This is a genomic window from Paenibacillus sp. FSL W8-0426 (assembly GCF_037969725.1).
Taxonomy (GTDB): Bacteria; Bacillota; Bacilli; order Paenibacillales; family Paenibacillaceae; genus Paenibacillus; species Paenibacillus hubeiensis.
Genome location: NZ_CP150203.1, coordinates 5,014,080 through 5,035,455, shown reverse-complemented (window position 1 = coordinate 5,035,455; position 21,376 = coordinate 5,014,080). Strand labels below are relative to the sequence as shown.

The 21,376-nt window shown below is 49.7% G+C and carries 14 protein-coding genes; all 14 read left to right on the top strand.

Annotated elements, in window-relative coordinates; all coding sequences use genetic code 11:
- The first annotated feature begins 36 nt into the window (after window positions 1–36).
- Complete coding sequence (locus MKY59_RS22885; RefSeq protein WP_236421107.1) at window positions 37–594, top strand: FHA domain-containing protein; 558 nt, start codon at window positions 37–39, stop codon at window positions 592–594.
- Window positions 595–637: 43 nt separating this feature from the next.
- Window positions 638–1,171, top strand: a complete 534-nt coding sequence (locus MKY59_RS22880; RefSeq protein WP_339273930.1) for an FHA domain-containing protein — start codon at window positions 638–640, stop codon at window positions 1,169–1,171.
- Window positions 1,168–2,040: a protein phosphatase 2C domain-containing protein gene (locus MKY59_RS22875; protein ID WP_339273929.1), complete on the top strand. Its 873-nt coding sequence runs from the start codon at window positions 1,168–1,170 to the stop codon at window positions 2,038–2,040. Before MKY59_RS22880 ends, MKY59_RS22875 begins: the two co-directional genes overlap by 4 nt.
- A gap of 45 nt (window positions 2,041–2,085) precedes the next feature.
- Complete coding sequence (locus MKY59_RS22870; RefSeq protein ID WP_339273928.1) at window positions 2,086–3,939, top strand: serine/threonine protein phosphatase; 1,854 nt, start codon at window positions 2,086–2,088, stop codon at window positions 3,937–3,939.
- A 96-nt stretch (window positions 3,940–4,035) separates the two neighbouring features.
- Entirely contained in the window at window positions 4,036–5,292 is a 1,257-nt protein-coding gene (locus tag MKY59_RS22865) for a normocyte-binding protein (protein WP_339273927.1), read from the top strand.
- A complete protein-coding gene (locus tag MKY59_RS22860) occupies window positions 5,289–5,978 on the top strand; it encodes an iron-dependent peroxidase (protein ID WP_339273926.1) in 690 nt (229 codons plus the stop codon). Before MKY59_RS22865 ends, MKY59_RS22860 begins: the two co-directional genes overlap by 4 nt.
- 47 nt (window positions 5,979–6,025) lie before the next feature.
- Window positions 6,026–8,671: a molecular chaperone gene (locus MKY59_RS22855; protein ID WP_339273925.1), complete on the top strand. Its 2,646-nt coding sequence runs from the start codon at window positions 6,026–6,028 to the stop codon at window positions 8,669–8,671.
- Between the two features lie 38 nt (window positions 8,672–8,709).
- A complete protein-coding gene (locus MKY59_RS22850; protein ID WP_339273924.1) occupies window positions 8,710–9,486 on the top strand; it encodes a DNA and RNA helicase in 777 nt (258 codons plus the stop codon).
- A 22-nt stretch (window positions 9,487–9,508) separates the two neighbouring features.
- Window positions 9,509–10,135: a hypothetical protein gene (locus MKY59_RS22845; RefSeq protein ID WP_339273923.1), complete on the top strand. Its 627-nt coding sequence runs from the start codon at window positions 9,509–9,511 to the stop codon at window positions 10,133–10,135.
- On the top strand, window positions 10,132–11,658 hold the full coding sequence (locus MKY59_RS22840) for a contractile injection system protein, VgrG/Pvc8 family (protein WP_339273922.1): 1,527 nt from the start codon (window positions 10,132–10,134) through the stop codon (window positions 11,656–11,658). Before MKY59_RS22845 ends, MKY59_RS22840 begins: the two co-directional genes overlap by 4 nt.
- A 44-nt stretch (window positions 11,659–11,702) precedes the next feature.
- Window positions 11,703–12,836 (top strand): pentapeptide repeat-containing protein, encoded by a 1,134-nt coding sequence (locus tag MKY59_RS22835; RefSeq protein ID WP_339273921.1) that lies wholly within the window; start codon window positions 11,703–11,705, stop codon window positions 12,834–12,836.
- A 38-nt stretch (window positions 12,837–12,874) separates the two neighbouring features.
- Window positions 12,875–13,414: a DUF1629 domain-containing protein gene (locus MKY59_RS22830; protein WP_339273920.1), complete on the top strand. Its 540-nt coding sequence runs from the start codon at window positions 12,875–12,877 to the stop codon at window positions 13,412–13,414.
- Window positions 13,407–13,883 carry a DUF4280 domain-containing protein gene (locus MKY59_RS22825; RefSeq protein ID WP_339273919.1) on the top strand — a complete coding sequence of 159 codons (477 nt, stop codon included), beginning with the start codon at window positions 13,407–13,409 and terminating at the stop codon, window positions 13,881–13,883. The genes MKY59_RS22830 and MKY59_RS22825 overlap by 8 nt, the downstream gene beginning before the upstream one ends.
- A gap of 46 nt (window positions 13,884–13,929) precedes the next feature.
- The gene (locus MKY59_RS22820; protein WP_339278457.1) at window positions 13,930–21,375 is read left to right on the top strand and encodes an RHS repeat-associated core domain-containing protein; all 7,446 of its coding nucleotides are present in this window, start codon (window positions 13,930–13,932) and stop codon (window positions 21,373–21,375) included.
- Window position 21,376: the final 1 nt, after the last annotated feature.

The window sequence follows — 21,376 nt, the reverse complement described above, 5'->3', positions numbered from 1 at the left end:
GAATGGGCGCATCCGGTGCACGCGGGGGTTTGAAAGGTGAGACGAGGAAGATCGGTATTAACGATGACGCTGGATGCTTGCGTCGCCGCAATTTCGTTAACCGTGTTATATTACATATTTTTTATCAATCGGGACATGGGTGCCCAGTGGGTAACAGGTGTTATCGTCATTTTGTCCGGAGGAGCGTATTTGCTGCTCAAATATTTGCCTGCATCGCAAGGAAGCAGGGTCAGGAAGAAAACCGCGGTGTCTTCTCGTATCGTGAAGCTGGTGCTTCTCGATGACGATGGAACCAGCGTGAAGGAATGGTATATCCAGGGCGAAACGAGCGTCCTGATCGGCAAAAGCACCAAATCGATCGAAGCGGATATCGATCTGTCCGACACGCCGTATGCTTCCCTGATCAGCCCGCAGCATGCCGTGCTGAACAAGGCATCCGGCCAATGGTACATCGAGGATATCGATTCGACCAGCGGCGTCGGCATACGCAAGGGCAATCAGAGCCGAGCGAACAAATTGGAAATCGAGGAACCCAGCCTGATCGAGGCCGGGGACTTAATTTATATTGCCAACACGCGGATTTTGGTCAAGTAGTTGGCGGGCGACAATAACCAAGCTTACGGGGGAATGAAACGAAATGAGTCTGACGAGATGCGCTAATGGACATATGTTCAGCACGAGAAGGCATGGAAATACGTGCCCATACTGCAATCTGACGGTGGAGTCGCCAGCTGTGCCTAGCGGGGGAACCGCGGCAGCCGTACCGCGTGCACCCCGCACGGCGGAAGACGACAAAACGATGCCTTATTTGGGCGAAACCACGGGCATTGAGCCGGTAACCGGTTGGCTGGTGTGCATTGAAGGCGCGCAGATGGGTCAGGATTACCGCATTATGGCGGAGAAAAATTTCATTGGCCGTTCCGAAGAGATGCATGTACGGATTCTGGGCGACAATACGATCTCCCGCCGCAATCATGCGGTCATCGTGTACGATCCGAAGAAGCGCAATTTTTATCTGCTGCCTGGCGATGCCTCTGGGCTTGCCTACCACAATAACGAGGCCGTTTATTCACCGGTAGAGTTGGCCGCATATGACGTCATTCAGCTCGGACGCAGCAAATTTCTCTTCATTCCATTGTGCGGCGTGCACTTTGAGTGGGAGCAGCAGTGAGTACGTTCATGATCCTGTGGAATGACAAGGAGCTGACCCCGTATTGGGTACTTGCGTGCGGCTGCATGCTGGTCGGGCTGCTCTTGTTCGTCCGAAGCCGAATAAATCCGGTGCGGCAGCGCGACGACGTGCCTTTGGAAGCACAGATCGGAAACGGTCAGACCATCGGGGCACGCAGCGAACAGGACGATTATTTTGCCAGCGCATCCATGCCGTTCGGTTTGCTGGCCGTGCTCGCCGACGGCATCAGCGGTCTGTCAGGGGGCAAGATGGCCAGTACGACGGCCGTAGAGACCTTTATTCGCGAATTCGAGGAGCAGGAGCATTTCCCGGACGTGCAGGAGTTTTATCAAAACACATCCCACATGGCCAATCAAGCCATACTGCGCAAACAGCAGGGCGTGCCGGGAGGGACAACACTGGTAAGCGCGCTGATTCGGGGCCGGAACCTGTACTGGGGAGCGGTCGGAGACAGCATTCTTGCCGTATTTCGCAAGGGCGAGCTCGTTCCGATCAATCACAAGCATACGCTGGAGAGTCAGCTGGAAGAGCAGTACATGTCCGGCGAGATAACGGAACAGGAGGCCCTGGACAATCCGCAGCGCAAAAGGCTGGTCAACTATTTGGGCTACGAGCATTTCAGGCAGATGGAAATCGCGGACGAGCCGTTTGCGCTGCAGCCGGGGGACAAGATCGTCCTGTGCAGCGACGGCGTGTACAACACGCTGACCGAGATGGAGCTGGAAACGCTGCTTGCCCGGGACCAGTCTCCGTACGATACGGCACAGGACATCATCGATTTGATCGAAGAAAAACGACTGGTGCATCAGGATAACGCCACGATCATCATTCTGGAACAGGGATGGTAGAACGTTCGGGACAGCGGGGCACCGACACATGAAATGGGGAGACAGATGAGAAAGGAGAACAGCGACTTCAAGATGGCCTTTGTCTCGGAGGCAGGGTCATTTCTGAAAAACCGGGATTACTATGGCTGCGTGGAGCTTGAGGATTACGCCTGCTATATCATCGCGGACGGACTGGATACGGATGCCGAAGTGAACAGCGCCGAGATGCTGGTACAGGCCTTGTTGGAGTCTTTCATGGACAAACCGACGTTATCGAAACGGCGTCTGACGGAGTATATCAGTATAGCGCATGGATGGCTTCAACACGAGAGCCGCCGGGTCAGATTAAAAGCCGGTTTCGTCATCGTTGTGACGGATTATACCCGCATGGTCTGGGGTTCGGCGGGCCACAGCCGCCTGTACCATCTGCGGGGGAACCGGCTTGTGCTGAAAAGCCGGGATCACAGCATGGCGGCGCAGCTGGCTTCGGACGGACAGATCCCCGAGGACCGGATCGATCAGCATGACGAGCGCGGCAACCTGAATGAATATGCGGGCAAGCCGGGCAAGATCACGCCGTTTGTGTCCGATAAAATCAAACTGGCCGATGGAGACGCATTGGTGCTCTGTACGCCAGGCATCTGGGAAGGCGTGCATGACGCGGAAATGATCGATGCCGCGGAAGCGGCGAACGATCCGCGCACCTTGGTGGATACGCTGGAGGAGGTCATGCTCAGCAAACAGCGAAGCCGGGTAGAGAACTATACGGCTGCCGCAATCTACGTGAACAAAATTTTCCACGAAGAACCGAAAAACCGCAAAAAGTGGATCAAACGCATTGCGATCATGTTGGTCATGCTGCTTATTTTCGGGGGAGCGGGACTGTTCTACAAAATCAAAACGGCGGCAAACAAGGCGGAGTGGGCGACGGAGATGCTGGAATACGAGCAGAGTGCGGACCAGTTCGTGAAGGAGCAGGAATACGCCAAGGCTGTGTCGGATTACAGCTTGGCCCGCAACAACTCGATCAAGATCAAGGACCCGATCCACAAAAAACTGCTTACGGCCAAGATGACGGCGGCTCAGACGCTCGTCGACGGCGAAGCCCATCTCAAAGAAGGCGATATTGCCAAGGCGACAGCCAGTTATACGAAGGCATTGGAGCAATCCGAGCCGTACAGTATGTTCGACCGGGCATCGATTCAGGAGCGTTTGGAGCAAATGACGACCTTCCAGCAGGTGCAGGATTGGGTGACCGAAGGCGATCTCAAGATGCAGAACGGAGATTACAGCGGAGCGATCACCATGTACAAACGAGCGCGTACGGCCGCGACGGAAACGGCGTACAAGGAAGCGCTCAAGGAAATCGCGACCAAGCTGGAGGAAGCGGAGACGAAACGTGCAGACATCAAGCGCCAATCGCGCCAGCTTCAGGCCGATACGCTGGAGCAGAAGGGTGACAGGTACAACGAAGCCGGGGATTACGCGGGTGCGTTGGAAGCTTATGAAAAGGCACAGGGCATTTATCAGGAGATCGACATGCTGGAGCGTGTGCTGGCGATGGAACGCAAAATCAACAAGCTCGATGAAAAGCTGAACCCGCCGGTTCCGGCCACCGATCCGCTGCTGGACGGCGGACTGGATGCAGGTCTTGGCCTGGATTCCGCGGGCCTGTCGTCCAATCTGTCCGGCGCAGCGGAACCAACGGGCACCAGCCCGGCCGGTTCTTCGGGGCCCGCGACGTCTTCAGGCACGACGAGTTCGAACGGAAGCGGCGCGGCGGGTTCGGGCCAGTCAGCGGGTACAGGCGCAACCGGCACCAGCTCGTCCGGCTCCTCTGATCATGAGGGCGAGAGCGATTTACCATCAGAGGTTGGGGAAGCCCGATCGGGAGCGGTCAGCACGAACAAGGAGCAGTAATAATCAATACGATCATTAACCCGGGAGGGGAGAGACAGGATGAAGGACATTATCCGTGACCGGCTGAACAAGATGGAAGACTTGGAGCAGCGCCGAGTGTTGAAAAACCTGATGACCGGCGTGTTCCTGAACCTGGTCGAATACCAGGAAGAGTTGAACCGGCAGATTGAGCAGCGCGTGTTCGACGAGGTGGAGAATCAGGAGGCAAAATATGAACTTCACATCACCTTAATTGACCGGGAAGATTATGACCCCATCCATGAATTTCTTCGACCGATGCTGTACTCGGATTTGAACAACCAGATGCTTGATATCACTGGTGTTGCAGAACTGGTGCGTAACGGGGGAGAGATTCCGTTATTCTCTTTGTTCTTGGAGATGGAAACCAAACAGATTTGGGAATTGATATCAAGCCAGCGAATATTCAAGGGAACCATGGTTACGAATGCAGGCACGTATCCGCTATTTTTTAAATTAAAGCAAAATCTATCCTACGTAAACGAAATAGAGAAGCTTTATCAATCATTTATGCTGAATGGGAAGAATTGGAGAACGGTCAATCTTCCGTACATTTATAAATTTGTAGATTGTGTCCTGGTTGGAGGCGAAGGCGAGCCTGCACTGCATGAAGAGATCAAAGAAATTGTTGTGTCGCTGGAAGAGTATGACGTATTTAAGCGATCAGGCGTTATCCCTTTATGGAACCTGGAACGAATAAGCCAACGAAATACAGGATTCCCGATGCCGGCCATAGACCGAATTAATTTCGAACATACGCTTTCTTTGCGACAAGAAGGCGCTCAACACGGGTATTTGGTCGATGCCAGCGAAGCTGATGTGAGGTACATTTTGCGATCGGAGGATCGTTTAGTGATTGTGACTCCTCGCAATGAATCCGGTGAATGGGGACTTGTGAAAATCATTAAACCTTCGATGACAAACCTGACACATTTCCCATATCCGGTATTTTCCAATCGGCGCAATGAACAATTCACCGTTCGTCTGGCTGAAAATAGGGGGCGGATTATCCGCTCTAAGGCAGAGATTCTACGGATTGTTCATTCGCTTGAAGCCAGCGAAGGCATTGAATTAGTCGACATTGAAATTCGGGAACCTTCAAAAAATAGTGAAATGTTGAGTGCTTCTTCTTCGATGACCTATCCGTTGAATCCATTTGTCAGTGAAGGCATACGGACTAATTATGGGAAACCTGTCATGAATCTGGCCTTTAGATTGGAAACAAACGGGAATAGGAAATTGCCAAAGTTTTTGGAGGCTGACGTGTTAAGTTATATCGTTGCCGAAATACAGACATATTTCCCTGACTACAGATGTGAAGGTGCATACCTGTGAACTATATATGGGATGTCATGTTAAGTTCAAAGTTGAAGGGCATCGACCCGAACGGGATCAGGTTCGTCCCGGCTGAGGACTACTCTCCTTACATGGAGCTCAGTTTGGAAGATTTGAACCAGCGTGAGATCGAACAGATTGTCGAGGTAAATCCGTATTATCGTTTCTACTCCATATTCAAGGAGCTCTTCCTGCCGGATGACGAAGAAGATTACGAGCTAAGGGAGAATCTTTTTGATATCCTTATTCATTTTTTAGGGACGATCGATTTGTATCAGGGAATGAACAAACGAGAGTATTATATTCGCTTTTTGAGCAGAGATATACGTAATGGCGTCTTCGGAGACAGGATCGCCTCCAGTTTCAATGATCTTGACAGACAGGAGCAGGATAAGATCTGCGAAGGGTTGTTGATGGTCTACGAAACGGGAGAATTGATCCATTTTCTGAAGCAGACCATGAGCAAGATCTTCAAAAAATCTATTATTTATGCCAACTGTGAAGAAAAAAACGAATTGCTGATCTACATGGGTCAGGAAAAAACAGAACACGCCAATTCAAAGGTGGAATTGATTTTAGAATTATTTCTCCCACTTCATTTCACGATCGAGATCTATTGGAGTCATCATTTTGGCATTCTAGAAGAGGAAGCTACCATGAGAATGGAAGGAATAGCTCTTTACTAAGTGGGGTGATTACAGGAGTACCCACTGGATGAAAGGAAACGTGAATGATGAACGGACCTTATACGTATAGGTTGCATCAACCGGACACAAATCATGAAGGTAGTCCATTTGGGACCAGATATACAAGAGTGGAGCTTGAACAAATGACCACTTTCCAGTTGAAAGAAATATGTTTCAAGCAGCGCCTTGTGGAAGGTTTGGCCAACCGTCTGGATCGGAATTCGCTCATCAACCTGATTTTAAGATTTAGGAGTGCTGAAGAGCACTTTTTGATTACGCGTTATCAAGAGGGCGGTTTCGAAAGAATCGAAACCATTTTGAGAAAGTATTGGACGAATCAACGGCCAAAGGAAGCAACGATTCGTGTTCCAGCCAGAATTACGTTATATCAAGGCGTCCGAACGGGCCAGAATGATCGTTATCTGATCCAGTCCGATGAATTATGGATCAGCACTTCCAATGTTTTATTGGTAAATGGAAGCGGTCAGTTGTGCGGTATCCTGAATATTCTCAAAGATGAGAATCTTCAGGGATGCTTCTATCTCTCCCGCGACGAAGATACCGATCTAAGAGAAACATCCAACCGAGATTATCGTTTGTTGTTTTTGAGAAAACAGGATTCGGATTATTTCTATCATGCGTATTACAGTGATCGCCCTATGCTTCCATTGAAACTTCAGGCGGCTTGCATACCTGTCTCCGAATTGGTCATCAGGGATACCGAAACGACAGAGGCCGTGTTGGCCATTGATTTTGGAACATCCAACACAACGGCGGGAGCTTATCTGGATCATGAATATGTTACGCGACCGGAAACAGGCCATCATTCTTCGATCCAAATTAATTCGATCAACTATGTTTCGTTCCCTCAGCGCAGAGGGCGGGAATGGGCTGAAGTACTGCCAACAGCAGTTCGTGTTGTAGATTGCTCCACTCCGCAGCACGTTGTTTATGCTTACGGTGAAGAAGCTTTAGGAGATCAAGAATTTGGAGGGACAAGGGCGAGTGTTTTCAGGGGAATCAAGCGGTGGATTAACAACTATGAAATCCAAGAAGAAATCATCGATGCTGAAGGTAACACAGCCGTAGTTGACCGGAGCGAAATACTCGGTGGCTTTCTGCGGTATGTGATCGGCACGGCGGAACAGCAGTTCAAATGTCGGTTCAAGAACCTTCATTTTACGGCTCCGGCCAAACTGCAGACACAATTCATTGAGATGTTCAAACATGTTCTCCCCGAATTTACAATCATTGAAGATCAAATGCTGGATGAAGGCCTGGCTGTTTTGTATAATACGCTGGCTGATCAGATGGATCGAGGCGCCTTCGCAGATGGTGAGGAATATCAGGCACTCGTCATGGATTGTGGGGGAGGAACAACGGACCTTTCTTCATGCCGTTTCCGAATTGAGGATGGGCGCATAGCCTACAAGCTTGATATCCATACGAATTTTGAGAATGGGGATATGAACTTTGGCGGCAATAACCTTACTTACCGCATTATGCAATTCATGAAAGTTGTGTTTGCGGAATATTATGCGACGGGTGGACGGTACTCCGACACGGATATTGATATGTTAATCGGTATACCGGGAGGCGACTTGTATCGGCATGTAGACGAATTCGGCATAGACGCGGTGTACGAGAAATTAGAAAAAAGGTACTTGGAAGCTGGGCAAATTCTGCCGACGGCATTCAAAAACTATGAGAGTGCAACACGCGAAGAGTATCAAAGAGTATTGAATAATTTCCATCTCCTATGGGGAGCTGCCGAAAACATGAAAAAGGAGTTTTTTCATCGAACCGGCATATTGCGCAGCAAATTCGAAACCGAGCGTAGCACGGATACGGAAACGGATTTAAATATTGAAGTCATGGATCGCTGGCTGATATCCGTTGTGGAAAGCGGTCGTTTTAGGGACGAGCACCACCTCCCAGACGTCGTGTTCAATATTAGGGAGATTCATCAGTTGCTGAAAGCGGACATCTATAACATCGTTCGTAAATTCCTGGATGAGTTCTATCACAGCGGACGTCTGCAAGACTATTCCATCATCAAACTTACAGGACAGTCGTGCAGAATCGATCTGTTTCGAGAGGCGCTCAAGGAATTTGTGCCAGGAAAGAGCATTGAATTTAAACAAAAGGCTGAAGTGAACCAGAAAACGCCTGAATTAAAAATGGCTTGCCTTAAGGGAGCCATTCGTTATCTAAATTCGAAGAAGATGGGGATGATCGATCCCCGGATTACGCATCAACCGCCGGTTATACCCTATACGGTCAGTTCATTAACGCATTCAGGGCTCGAAAAAAATCTCATTGAGGGCTTGAACGAACAGAAAAAGACGGGATTCATATCGAGGCCCGCACATGTGACAGAAATCGAATTTTATCTTACTGCTGTCGACGGTAAACAAAAGGGAAGATATATCTATCATAACCGCCCCAATGCATATGAGGCCAAGTCTTATGAAGAGATTTCAGTCGAATTTGGGAGATATATTTTGCAGGACGACACCGACTCGATTCGTAATGGCGAAACCAGATTTTTTGTATTTGCCGGGGAACAACGTTGGGGATTTGCCGTCGTTCCCGTATCGCGACAAGATGAGCAACTCTATTTGGGTCCCAAGAAGTTTTTCCCTTTCGAACAGGAGTCCTCCGAACTCGATTTCTTCGATGGTACGAAATGAATTTTGTTTGATGCAAAGGAAAAAAGGAGGAATGGCCTGTGCTAGTCCACATCGTTCCCCGATTTGAAAAGGGACGCATTCTGCGTACCGAAATGTTGGAGAATCTCAGGGATTTTCCCCGGACATTTCTGGATGTCCGTTTCGAAAAATATTCGGAAGGCATAGTGACTGGACTAAAAGTGCGAGTGGAAGATCAAGCTCTCGTTGTGAGTAAAGGCATTCTCAAACATGCTGGCCGCTTATATTTGCTGGAGGATGACTTTACCGTCCCATATGCGGCGACTGGACGAATGGCCGTACTGAAAATGATTTTTCTTGAGCCGACTCGCAGACCCGATTTTACGGCACATCACGCGGAAATCGTACTAGAGGGCGAAGAGTCACTGGGACTTGATGAGGTGGAGCTGGGACGATTCAAGTTAAAGCCAGGTGCTGTACTTCGGTCCGATTATCAGGATTTTGCGGATATGGCTACGGAATATAATACCTGGTGTGATTTGCAGGCCCCTTACTCTGCCATTTCGGCCTCAACGCTTAGGCCGGATATTATGCATTTTTTTGCTCGTGAGATGTTGCGATTTCGTTCGGGAGACATGCTGGATCATGCTTTTTCGTTCACATGTTTAAATTCGGAAAGGATTTCACGTGAGGCCATTGAGCAGTATATCCATCTCAAAACCGGAATAAATTGCACGAATGTTTCGAATGTTCAGCTGCACAGACAACTTTCCGACATTTTGGAAGAAGCAGGTCGAAGTACGAAAACGGCAGCTCCATGGGCTAATAGTCGTAAAGGAAGAATGATCGTGGACTGATTTTGGAAGGGAGGCGACAAATTTGTCTTATTTGGACGAGGAAATAGCCAAGCTTGAAAAGCAGCGAAGACAAGAAGCGCGAGAGAAACAGGAAGGTAAGTCGTTCCATCAGAATTTGAGGCAGGAATCAGAAGTTGAAGGAGGTCCTTCCCTGCAAGAAATTATGGAAGGACTTGCCAAAGGTGTGCTTGCCATTGAAGGCACGGAAGTAGCTTTTGAAAAAACAAACATTATGGAAACGGGCATTCGCATGTTTTTGCCCCGAGATTTTGTAATGACCTTGGAAACTTCAGAACATCTGGTATATAGCCATGAGAAGCTGGAATTGAATTTGATCATGCAATGGATCAAGCCGGTGCAAGCGATGTCAATCGCACAATTCAAGGAGATCATGCAGCAGCAGTTTCGGACTATGGAACTGGGTATGAGTTGGATTGAAGATGGAGTGGTTGTCCCGTGCAGTTTACAAACCAGATACTGTGTTTTTAGCAGTTCCGTCGCCAATGGACAGGTGTTCAACTACCAGGCTTTCATAGATAAAGAGGATTATCAGCTCATCTTTAATGTGAACGGTAATCTGAAACGATGGGACCACTGGAAACCGGTTATTACCGGAATGATATCTTCGCTGGAGGTGACAGCTTCATGAGCGCAGAAGCTTTGACTTACGAGAACATAAAAATCACCCCGTTTGATCAAATGAGGCTGGAACAGTTTTCGATCGAGCAGATGGTAAACGAGCATGGCAAACTGTCACTGTCCGGAACGATCACTAAAGAGCAGCACGATGAGTACATGCAGTCCGTCCAATCGCTAACCCCTGTCAATGTATTGCAAATTACGGAAAATGGGAATCCCAAAAAGTTGTTCTGCGGATTGATTACCATGTTAGAAATGCGCAAGGTACAGGACGTCTATTATTTGCAGGCTGAAGCTCATACGTATTCATATATGCTGGATCTCAAACGCAACACCCGCTCATTTCAGAATCCCTCGCTCAATTATAATGCATTGGCCAAAGAGGTTGGCAAAGCTTATAAGGGATATGATGTGATTTATGCTGTCGGGCATGACAGCAGCATCGGTAAGTTTGTCCTTCAATATTATGAATCGGACTGGACCTTCTTGAAACGAATGGCGGCCCGTATGAATACAGTCATCCTGCCAGCAGCGCATCAAGACAGTGTGAAGATCTACTTTGGCGTGCCCGATGACGATACGGACGAGCAGCTAGAGAATTACAACTATGTCGTCAAAAAAGATCTATCCTCCTTTCTCTATCAATCCCGCAACAGTCAGTCCCCAGTTCATGAATCCGATTTTGTAAGTTATGAAGTGACAACGCATCGTGTTTTGAATCTGGGAGACGTCATCCGGTTCAAAGGACGGCCCTATTGCATTCAAAGGTGCATATCCACCATGGAAAAAGGCCTTCTGGTACATCGTTATACGGTGACAAGCCGTAAAGGAATGAACAAGGCGCCTCGTTACAACGACAGCATTCGCGGTGCTTCCGTAGGGGGACGTGTTCTGGCCATTCAACGTGATACCGTTAAGGTTCATCTTGAAATTGATGAACAAAGCCAAGAGGGCACAGCCTACTCTTTTCCGTATTCGACCTCTTATGCTTCCGAAGACGGAAGCGGATGGTATTGTATGCCGGAAAAAGGGGACAGCGTTCGCGTCCATTTCCCAAGTTCTCGGGAAGAGGAGGCCTATGCAATCAGTTCCGTCAATACCTATTCGGAGGAAGCCGCGTTAACCCAGTCGGCGTCATCCAGCAGCGGGCAGCAAGGCGGGATGATGATTGCTGCAGGGAGCGGAGGTGGATCAGGGGCATCCTCTTCGGGAGACCGGATGTCCGATCCAAACGTGAGGTATTTTCGGAATCCTGCGGGCATGGAAGTCAAGCTGACGCCAGAAAATGTCCAGATATCTGCTAACAACGGACAATCCATCATTTTACTGGAGGCTAGCGGTGCCGTAACCATTATGGGGCAAAAGGAAGTGTCGCTCCACTCCCAGGAAAATGTTCGTATCCGGGCCGAAAAGACGCTGTTATTGACGGCTCAGGAACAGGTTGTCATTAGCAGCGATAAAGGCGGGAAAATCACGCTGGATGAGTCTGGAAATGCCACAGTGGCGGGTACAGAGGTGTTCACCAATAGTTAGTGATGGAATTTCAGACCTTATGCTATATAAGGAGTTGTTGCACCATGAAGAGGATCGCAGCATTAAACGAGCTTCGCGAGCAATGGATTCCGCAGCAAAGAGCCGTTTGTGTCGGAGAGCTGCACGATAGTTTGGGAATGCATTTGCAGGATTTGCAAAAACAGGCACTGCGTACGTTTACGGATGGATGCGCCAAGGCATTGAAGATGCAGAAGATGGGCCGAAAAGGAAAGATTGGACATATTCATATTACCTTTTTCAGAAACCGCCTTATTCGAAAAGATTTTCGATGCCGCATTTACTGGTATGGACAAGATTTCTATGCCGATCCAGCAGAGTGCTATGTGGAATATGATGCTGGCTGGGCGTTTCAGTACCTCATGAAATTCAGTGAGTCGGCTTTGCTGGAGAGCAAAAAGTATATCGGAAAAATATTGGACGCAGACTTGCAGCTCATCATGAGACAGGAAGCTTCGTTCTATATGCACTATATCACCAATCTGTTCAGGCATGTCATGAAGGTTGCTGTGGAGCAAGAGGCATTTAAGCAGTTGGAAAAGGAAGAGGAGCTGTATGTCCGGTCAGGCGAACATAAGGATTTCAATGAATTGATCTACAAGTATGACTCCCGGATTCTGAATACGGAGGATATAAGGCAAAAACTTATCCCAAACGAGCATGACGAATATGTGCATGGCAACTTCAGTCATGTGGATTTGAGCGGCATGTACTTCAAACTTGTAAATCTATGTTATGCCTACTTTACGGGTACGAACTTAACGGGCAGCTTACTCGTCGGCTGCCCGCTGATTGGAGCGGATTTTCGGAACGCGATCCTGCCGCAAGCCAATTTCGGTCACAGTCTCATTCACGGTGCAGATTTTGGCGGGGCCGACTTATCGGGAGCGCAGTTCGAGGAAGTTCAGGCAAGCTATGTCGCACCAACGAATGAACAATTTCATATTCCTCCGTTCATGCCTACCCGTTTTGAAGGCGCTAATCTAAGCGGAGCGGTCTTTGCGAACGCGGATCTTAGGGGGAGTGATTTCAGAGGGGCTGTATTCGATGGTACAACCTTTGAGCAGAGCCGCCTGGATGGAGCTCACTTCTATGAAAAGGATCTTTCAACATTGCAATTGAGTTCAGCACAGCGAGAAAGCCTGAAGATATACTCCTAAACGAGAATGGTTGTTTAATTTGCGAGTGGGGGGCATATATGGATTATTTTATCATGACGCAGGATCGACTTCTTGATGAACATATGATCACGTTTGATGGGTTAAGATCTGCCTACAGAACGTTGGAGGTTTCGAGAGACCGAGACCAGGAGATCAAAGATTTCACCGTTGTATATGTCGAAGGAAAGGAAAAGGTGATCCCGGATTTGATTGACCGTCCGGTCGTTCTCATGTCCGATCCTTTAAAAAAGGTCATTGAAATGTACGATGACGAAGCGCTTTTTAAATGCACGGTGCTTGCCCATCCTGCGGAAGAAATGCAGCAGACCTACTGGTTGCTGCTGGTGGATCGCCTGGATTGTCTGTCAGACCTCACGGAATATGACCCTTGGGGAAGACCGAGCCGAATCGTCCTTGATCGGAACAAGGCCAAGGGACACGCCATATTCCGCATCGCGGGCATCGATGATCCTCGGCTCGTTATCAATTTGGACGTCGCCGAGAGCATCCTGAGGCGGGATTTGTGGGGAATCGTTCTGGAACCGCTGGAGACGAAGGAGGAAGAAAAACATGAGTGATGGCAAAAGTTTTGTGGTCCACGGAGCGTATGCTCAATGTACATATGGGACACGGCCTGCGAGACTGGTCATCCCGGCGAGCCACGGGGAATACATTCATGAACAACCGCAATTAAACGTGAACGACTTTTTGTCGATGGCCAATGTTCGACCGTTCGGATTGTGCACCAGTCTGAATAATCCGGCGGTGCAGGCTGAAATGAAGGCCATCGAGGAAGCTGCTCCACCTCCAAAACAAGATATTGGCTGGTTTAATTCGCTCTTCACGAAGGAAGAGGATATTCCGCTGGAAGAGCTGCCACCACCCGAGTGCGTGGCTATGTGCACACCTCAGATCATTGCTCCGTGGTTGGACGGCAAAGATGACGTAAAGGTGAGTTCGGGAGATGCCTTGCTTAACACATGCAACAATTTTTGTATATGCGGTCGTGGGGATATCACCATTGTTCATAACGGTCAGAGAGAATAGTCGGATTACGTGATGGTCATGGGAAGGAGGAGAAACCATCTTGGAAATGGCTTATGCAGGATTAATTATGGATGTGCCGTGCAATCTGGTCCGTATTGAGGATTTGCAGATCATGCATCGAATGAATGAGCATTCTTCCATACGAATCAGGGCTGTCATTCATGAGAAGGGTGTCGATGGGGCACAAGAGCTTACCACAAACGACAAGGTCAAGGTATACATCGCATCCGAAGATGGTCTGGAAAAGGAAACCTGCTTGTTTGCCGGGATCGTTCTGCAAGCAACTGTTGAGCACGTTCAGGGCATTTTTTATGTGGACATGGTAGCCGTATCACATACGTATAAGCTGGACACTGAATGGAGAAAGCGCTCATATCAAAATCAGCAGAAGACGTATGCAGAGGTCATTCGTAAGGTGCTGGAACCTTATGCAGGTGCCTCATTAACCAATGCGATGCCGGATACCACGACAGGACAAATGTTGCTGCAATATCAGGAAACCGACTGGGAATTCATTCTACGCCTTGCTTCCCGCCTCGGTACGGTAATCGTACCCATTGTCGATGATGCACCTGCCATAGCCTTGGGAATTCCACAGGAAATGGCAAAGAATGAACTGGCCTTTGAGTCGTATACGATGCAAACTCGTTATGTTCCTCAGCGGGAAACACAGGAAATTCGCTATCAGATTCAGAGCAGACGGGTCTATCGGCTTGGAAATCAAATGGAGATTCAACGTCGTCCTTTTGTGATCTATGAGATGGAGTCGCGCGTCGTCCATGGGGAATTGCTTCATTCGTATACGCTGCTATCCAAGTCTGAAGCAAAATTAACTAAAATTTTGCCTTATGGCATACAAGGATTGTCCCTTGAAGGTAAAATCACGAAAATATCCCGCAACAAAGTCCAATTGCATCTGGATATCGATAAAGAAGCCGAACCGGATAACGCCTGTTGGTTCCCATTCTCGACAGGGATGGATAACCAGAGTGCGTACATGATGCCCAAGCCCGGCTCGCCGGTGAAATTGCACTTTCCCAAACCATCCGAGAAAAGCGCCATTGCGACGAGCTCGGTTCGTCGGGGGGCTGAACAGAGCAAATACAGCCAGAAATCGGCGAATCCTGCGATCAAGTCGCTGACGAACGATTCAGACCAGGAGATGAAACTGACGGGCGAGGATATCGTGTTTGCCGCGGATGCGGCAGAAACCGTCAAACTACAATTGGCCGGGGACGGTTCGATCAAGATTTTGGCAAATACGGATATTTCCATTGCCGCTCTGGAGGATTTCCTCATCGACGTTAAGGGGGATATGCCTGCCCCCAAAATGATTGAAATGACTGCCGGTGAGATGGTGGCCATTTCAAGAAGCCCGATGGAAGGCATCAATCCGGATCATTACATTTACATTGCCGATCTTACGGATGTCCAGGCAGCCACCATTTATTATGAAGGGACTCCGGGCAAGCCGCCTGCAGATCCCTTTGACGATTCCGAACTCCTTGCCCAAGATGCTGCCGCGATGGCAGAGATCAATGGGAATGCTCTTCTATATCGACAGGCTCTGGTTAGCAAAATGGAAGCGGGAAAAAGCAAAATCGGATTTGGTAAAATTGCCATGCTGATCGGCGCTGCCGCTGTGGGTGTCGCTGCAGTCGTTCTTACGGGAGGGGCGGCAGCGCCCTTGGTTATTGCGGCAGGCACAACATTGGTCGCAGGTGCCACTACAATGGTTGTGGCAGGCAGTGAGATGTATGAGGGCAGCGAGGATATAGCCAAGGCACGGAAAGGCGATTTGTCCGAGTCATACAATTTTATGCGGGATACGGTGCTTCAGGGAAATGCCGAACTATATGATACGGTAAAATATGGGTCTGTTATCGTCTCGGTTGGGGGGATTTCCGTATTAACGGGCGGCGGAGCCTCAGCCTTAATCCTTCCTTCCATCGGTGGCGGGGTGAACGTTGCCATCACCGCGATTTTTGATCCTGTGGTACAACCTGGTGAAACGTTAATCGGCCACTATTTAAAAAGCTTCCAGAACGGATTTTTAAGTGGTGCCATGATGGGGAAATTCATGTCGGGCATCAAATGTGGTACTGGCTTTAGCAACTTCGCCAATATTTATGGCCGCTCGGTAGCAGGCGGCACCATAAGCGGCATGACGCAGGACATGATGAACACAGGCAGCACAAGTTTAACCTCGAATCTGGCAGCCAATGTAGTGGGAGGACTCTTTGCGTTTACCGGCAAAAACAGACTCACTGATTATGCTTCCTCCGTGGCGGGCGGTATGGGAGGAGCTATGGCAGAGGACCTCTGGAGGAACGGAAATGTCAACCAGTCTCTGACATGGGATACCTTGAAGAAAGTGGCGGTTGCCAGCCTTGCTACCATGGTTAAGACCGGCGACCCCGTGGATGTCACGAGAGGCGGCTTTCATTATTTTGCGAAAGACATGATCTTGCTCGATATCGGTTCTCCGATTGAGATGGTACGGAACTATAATTCACTTTATCCGGTCAGGGGACTGACGGGGCGAGGGTTTATTTTTACGTATGAATCCTACCTCAAGCGGGAGGGCAATCGGATTTACATCATTTGTCCGGACAGCCATTACGAGAGATTTACGTTACGTGAAGGACATTGGGTCAATGAGATCGGGGGCAAGCAGGACTATCGTTTAATCGAACGTGAGGATTCTGCAGGGTATGTGCTTATTGGACCGGACCGGACAACGTGTGAGTATGATGATACGGGACGTCTGCGGAGTATTGCTGATCCGTCCGGAAACCGGACGCAGCTGGATTACAACGACAACGGTATTTGTCGTCTGACCGCACCGGGCGGGAAGTCAGTCTCAATGGAGTGCCGGGATGGTTTGTTAATGCGGATGACCGACAATATCGGTCGAACCGTAGTGTACGAATACGATGGCGATCTCCTTGTTCGCGTAACCTACCCCAACCAGGGAATGATTCATTATACGTATACAGAGCAAGGTTATCTTCAGAGCATAACCGACCAGAACGGGAACACCTATGTAACCAATACGTATGATGCCAGGGGTAGAGTCGTTCAGCAACGGGACGCTTACGGTCAAATTACGGATATCGAATATAATGACGTCGGGAAAGAGACGATCTTTATGTTCCGGGCCAATGATATCGTGGAGAAGTATCGTTATAATGACGATGATCTCGTAACGGAAATCGTTTATCAGGATGGGACATGGGAGTCTTTCGAGTATGATGCCTATCAATTCAAGTGTGCTCATACCGATACGGGGGGCCGGACCACTCGCTGGGAGTATGGTATCCATGGGCAGCTGTTGACGGAGATCGCAGCGGATGGTACAAGGCATAGCCATGTCTACGATGAGCACCTCAATCGCATCTCTGTATCGGTGAATCATGTTGTGGAAAAGACGTATGCCTATGACAGGTTCGGACGCGTACTGGAAGAGTCGGCAGCCATCGATGCCGAACGCCAAGCGATCACGGCCTATACGTATGACGCACAGGGAAGGGTCCTTACCCGTCGGGATGCGCTTGGTTATGTAACCACATACGCCTATGAAGTTTTTCATTCGAATTCACCATCGTATGTCAAGGATGCCGAAGGCCAGGAATACCGTTACGCATTCGATGATGCGGCTCGGGTCACCAGCATAACGACGGCCTATGGATCCGTTGAATTCGAGTATAACGATCTCAACAAAAGAACCCGGATCGTGGATGCGGAAGGCAATACCACGCTGATGTTTTACGACAAGATGGGCAACATGATCAAGCGGGTGCAGCCGAATGATTACGTGGAGCGAATCGATAACGGAAAAGGAACGGAGTATCGCTATGATGCATTGGATCACCTGATCCGCATCACCGATCCGCTTCATCAAACTCAAAGATACCACTATGACATGTATGACCATCTGCTCAAAGAGGTGGAACCGAATCAATACGATCCGGTACTGGATGATGGTCCGGGAACGGAGCATGTCTACGATCATCGCGGCAATCGGATACGGACGATGTTCCCGGATGGAGGGATTCAGCGTTTCAAATATGATGCGGCCGGGAATCTCGTGAAGTCCATTCGTCCCGGGCAATACGATCCGGCAACCGACGACGGTCCGGGAACAGAATATGCCTATGATGCTATGGATCGTCTCGTGCAGATCACCAATGCCGAAGGGTACATCGAACGGCGGTACGTGTATGATTCCGCAGGACGAATCGTCAAAGAAATGGACGGCAAAGCGGTAGATCGTGCGAACCATGATGATGAACGATTTGGGACGTTGTATGTATACAACAAGGCAGGATGGTTAGTCGAGAAACGAGAACCTGTTCAGGAAGAAGTTTCTTCTGAAAGGGAGCGTGTGTTGTACCGTTTGTCCCGTTATGAATATGACCTTGCCGGAAACCTGGTGAGGGAACAACGAACGTCGGAGTTGGTTGCACGGGAAGGGAGCCCGGCGACGTATCATGGCATCACGTACGCCTATGATCGTAATCACCGTGTCATACGCATCACCGACGATACGGGAGCAGATATTCGATACACGTATGATTGCCTGAACCAGCGGACATCCGAACGTTACAAGCTGAACGAAGGCAAGGAGCGGCATATCCGTTACGAATATGACAAGGCGGGCAGGCTGGTGCGCCAGCTAGACGTCATTGACGGAGAAGACCTGCGCGATGAAGGGCGGAAGACGGTCACGGCAGAGACGAGATATCGGTATGACCGTAATGGCAATATCACCTATATCCGTTCGCCTGAAGGATACGAGACCGAAATCAGCTACGATGGCGCAGACCGGATCGTACAGATCAGTCGCCGGGAGCATGCGGGAGCGAAGGCCAGCTCCATGTACCTGAAGTATGACCGCAGCGGCAATGTGATCGAAGAAACGGATACGATGGGGCACCGGGTGCATTATGCCTACGATGTAAGGAACCGTCCGATCCGATCTGTGGGCAAGCGTGGGGGAGTTACAAGGCTGTTCTACAATACCGAAGGGAAACTGGCGAAGAAGGTCACCCCGGGATTGTACGATGCAGCGAGCGATGATGGGATCGGAACCGAATACACGTATGACGTGTTGAACCGCTTGACCCACATTCGCAACCCGCTGGGGGAGATCATTCAGCAGCATGCTTTTAACCGGTACGGGGAGCAGGAAGCTGTCACGGAAAACGGCGTCGAGACGAGATATACCTATACCTTGGCTGGCCAAGTGCGTCAAGTATGGGGCAACGGTCCGGAATGCACGCCGATGTTGCGGCAGGAATACGAGTATGATGCCGCGGGACACATCGTGGGCATTCGAGATGGAGAAGGCCGGGTAACGCGCCATACGTTGGACGGATGGGGGAACATCACGGCGCTGACGCGGCCGGACGCCACGACGGAGCAGTACGATTATGACGTGGCGGGCCATCTGATTCGTTCCACGGATGCGAAGGGACATGCGACACAGTATACGTATAATTCCCTGGGGCAAGTGTCTGCGATTACGGGCCCCGACGGACTGCCGATCACGTACCAATATGACCGCGAAGGCCGCCTGGCCCGGCAGCAGGACCGGAACCAGCGGGTACTGGACCTGGCGTACAATTTCAATGATCAGCTCGTTCGCAGACGGGAGCTGTCCAGCGGCGAGGAAGAGACGTACACCTACCGCGAAGACGGCCTGTTGACTTCGTCCGCGAATAACGAAGTGCGTTACGACTATGACTATAACGAAGAGGGTCTGCTCACGGCCAAATATCAGAGCAGATTTGGCGAACGGACAACGGATGCAGCGCCACGTCCCGTACTGCGCTACGAGTATGATGTTGAAGGGCGGACGGTAGCCCGCACGGATGCTGGCGGAACACGCGTCGAGTATGCGCATGATCCGTTGGGCCGGGTGGTTGCCATTCGGCAGGGCGAGAACGAATTGGCCCGGTACACCTATGCAGCGGGCAACCGAATCGCGTCCATGCTGTACGGCAACGGCGTGCAAACGGCGTATGAATACACGCCTGAAGGGCAGGTATCGCGGCTCTACACCCGGGCAGCCGATGGAACGGTCCTGCTGGACAACCGCTATACCTATGACCGGAGCGGGAATACGATCGGCTGTTATGGCACACAGGATCAGGCCGAGTATCGATACGATGCACTGGATCGGTTGGTGGAAGCCCGGTATGCCGGATATGGCACGGAGCAACTGGCGTATGACGCGGCAGGCAACCGAATTTCCCGTGTCTGGAACGGACAACGGACAAGCTATACGTATGATACAAGGAACCGTCTGCTCAGCCTGATTGAGGAAGCATTGCAGGAAGAGAGTGGGGAGCAGAGCAAATCGAATGGGCAAGCAAGCGGGAAACACATCCATTACACTTACGATGCACAAGGTAATCTAATCCAAGAGCATCAAGGGGAGCAGACGACAAGCTATGCTTATGATGCATTCAACCGTACCATTCGAGTCGAACAAGCGGATGGACGAATCGTGCAGCACGGCTACGACCCGGAGGGTTTGCGAAGCAGGCTGGACACAGACGGAACCGTACGCCATTTTGTGCATGATAGCTGGCATGTCGTCAACGAGTTGGATGAAACAGAGCGGGTACAGGCTTCCTATATCCGTGGTCATGAATGGCTAACGCAACTGGACGATCAGGGCGATGTGGCTTATTATGTAAATAATATCCACGGTGATGTGACTCACCTGACCGGATCACAGGGCCAGATCCTGAACGCGTACACGTATGATGCCTTCGGAAACATGCTGTCCTCGAGAGAACAGCGTGTGAATCCGTTCCGTTATGCGGGAGAAATGCAAGATGCGTTGACAGGACATTACTATCTGCGCGCCCGGTTTTACAATCCGATCATCGCGCGATTTACACAGGAAGACACGTACCGTGGAGACGGTCTGAACCTGTACGCCTATGTTGCCAACAACCCGATCCGATATGTGGACCCGAGTGGGTATGCGAAAGCGGCAAGCGGAGGAACCCCGGCTTCTTGTGTGAATAAAGGTGAGACTTGGAATCCAAACAACACTGGCGATTTTACCGAGATAACAATAACATATAAACAGGGGATGCCCAAGTATCAGTTTAAAAGAAAGGCTGAAGCCCTCCAACAACTAGGTGAATTGGGGGTTTTGGTTAAAGCTGCTAATCCAGTCAAAAGGGATAGGTCAGTGACAAAAGCATATCGTCAAGATTTAATTCAGCGAATTTGGAGCCAATATGGACAAACAAATAAAGATTTCGCAAATAAATTAATTGATCAAATTACTGATCACAGAAAAATGCAACCTGATCATGTATGGGAACTGCAGTTGAGTGGTCCTGATGTTCCTAGTAATTTGAAATTTTTAGATTCATTCACAAATGAAGATATTGGAATGAGGCAGATCTGGCCTCAAATAAAAGGGTTACCAGTTGGAACGAAAATAAAAATAAAAATAGAATATTAGG

Coding starts and splice junctions, on each gene's coding strand:
- MKY59_RS22835 (WP_339273921.1), top strand. CDS start 11,703: ATGAAGAGGATCGCAGCATTAAACGAGCTTCGCGAGCAATGGATTCCG.
- MKY59_RS22870 (WP_339273928.1), top strand. CDS start 2,086: ATGAGAAAGGAGAACAGCGACTTCAAGATGGCCTTTGTCTCGGAGGCA.
- MKY59_RS22820 (WP_339278457.1), top strand. CDS start 13,930: ATGGCTTATGCAGGATTAATTATGGATGTGCCGTGCAATCTGGTCCGT.
- MKY59_RS22855 (WP_339273925.1), top strand. CDS start 6,026: ATGAACGGACCTTATACGTATAGGTTGCATCAACCGGACACAAATCAT.
- MKY59_RS22880 (WP_339273930.1), top strand. CDS start 638: ATGAGTCTGACGAGATGCGCTAATGGACATATGTTCAGCACGAGAAGG.
- MKY59_RS22840 (WP_339273922.1), top strand. CDS start 10,132: ATGAGCGCAGAAGCTTTGACTTACGAGAACATAAAAATCACCCCGTTT.
- MKY59_RS22825 (WP_339273919.1), top strand. CDS start 13,407: ATGAGTGATGGCAAAAGTTTTGTGGTCCACGGAGCGTATGCTCAATGT.
- MKY59_RS22830 (WP_339273920.1), top strand. CDS start 12,875: ATGGATTATTTTATCATGACGCAGGATCGACTTCTTGATGAACATATG.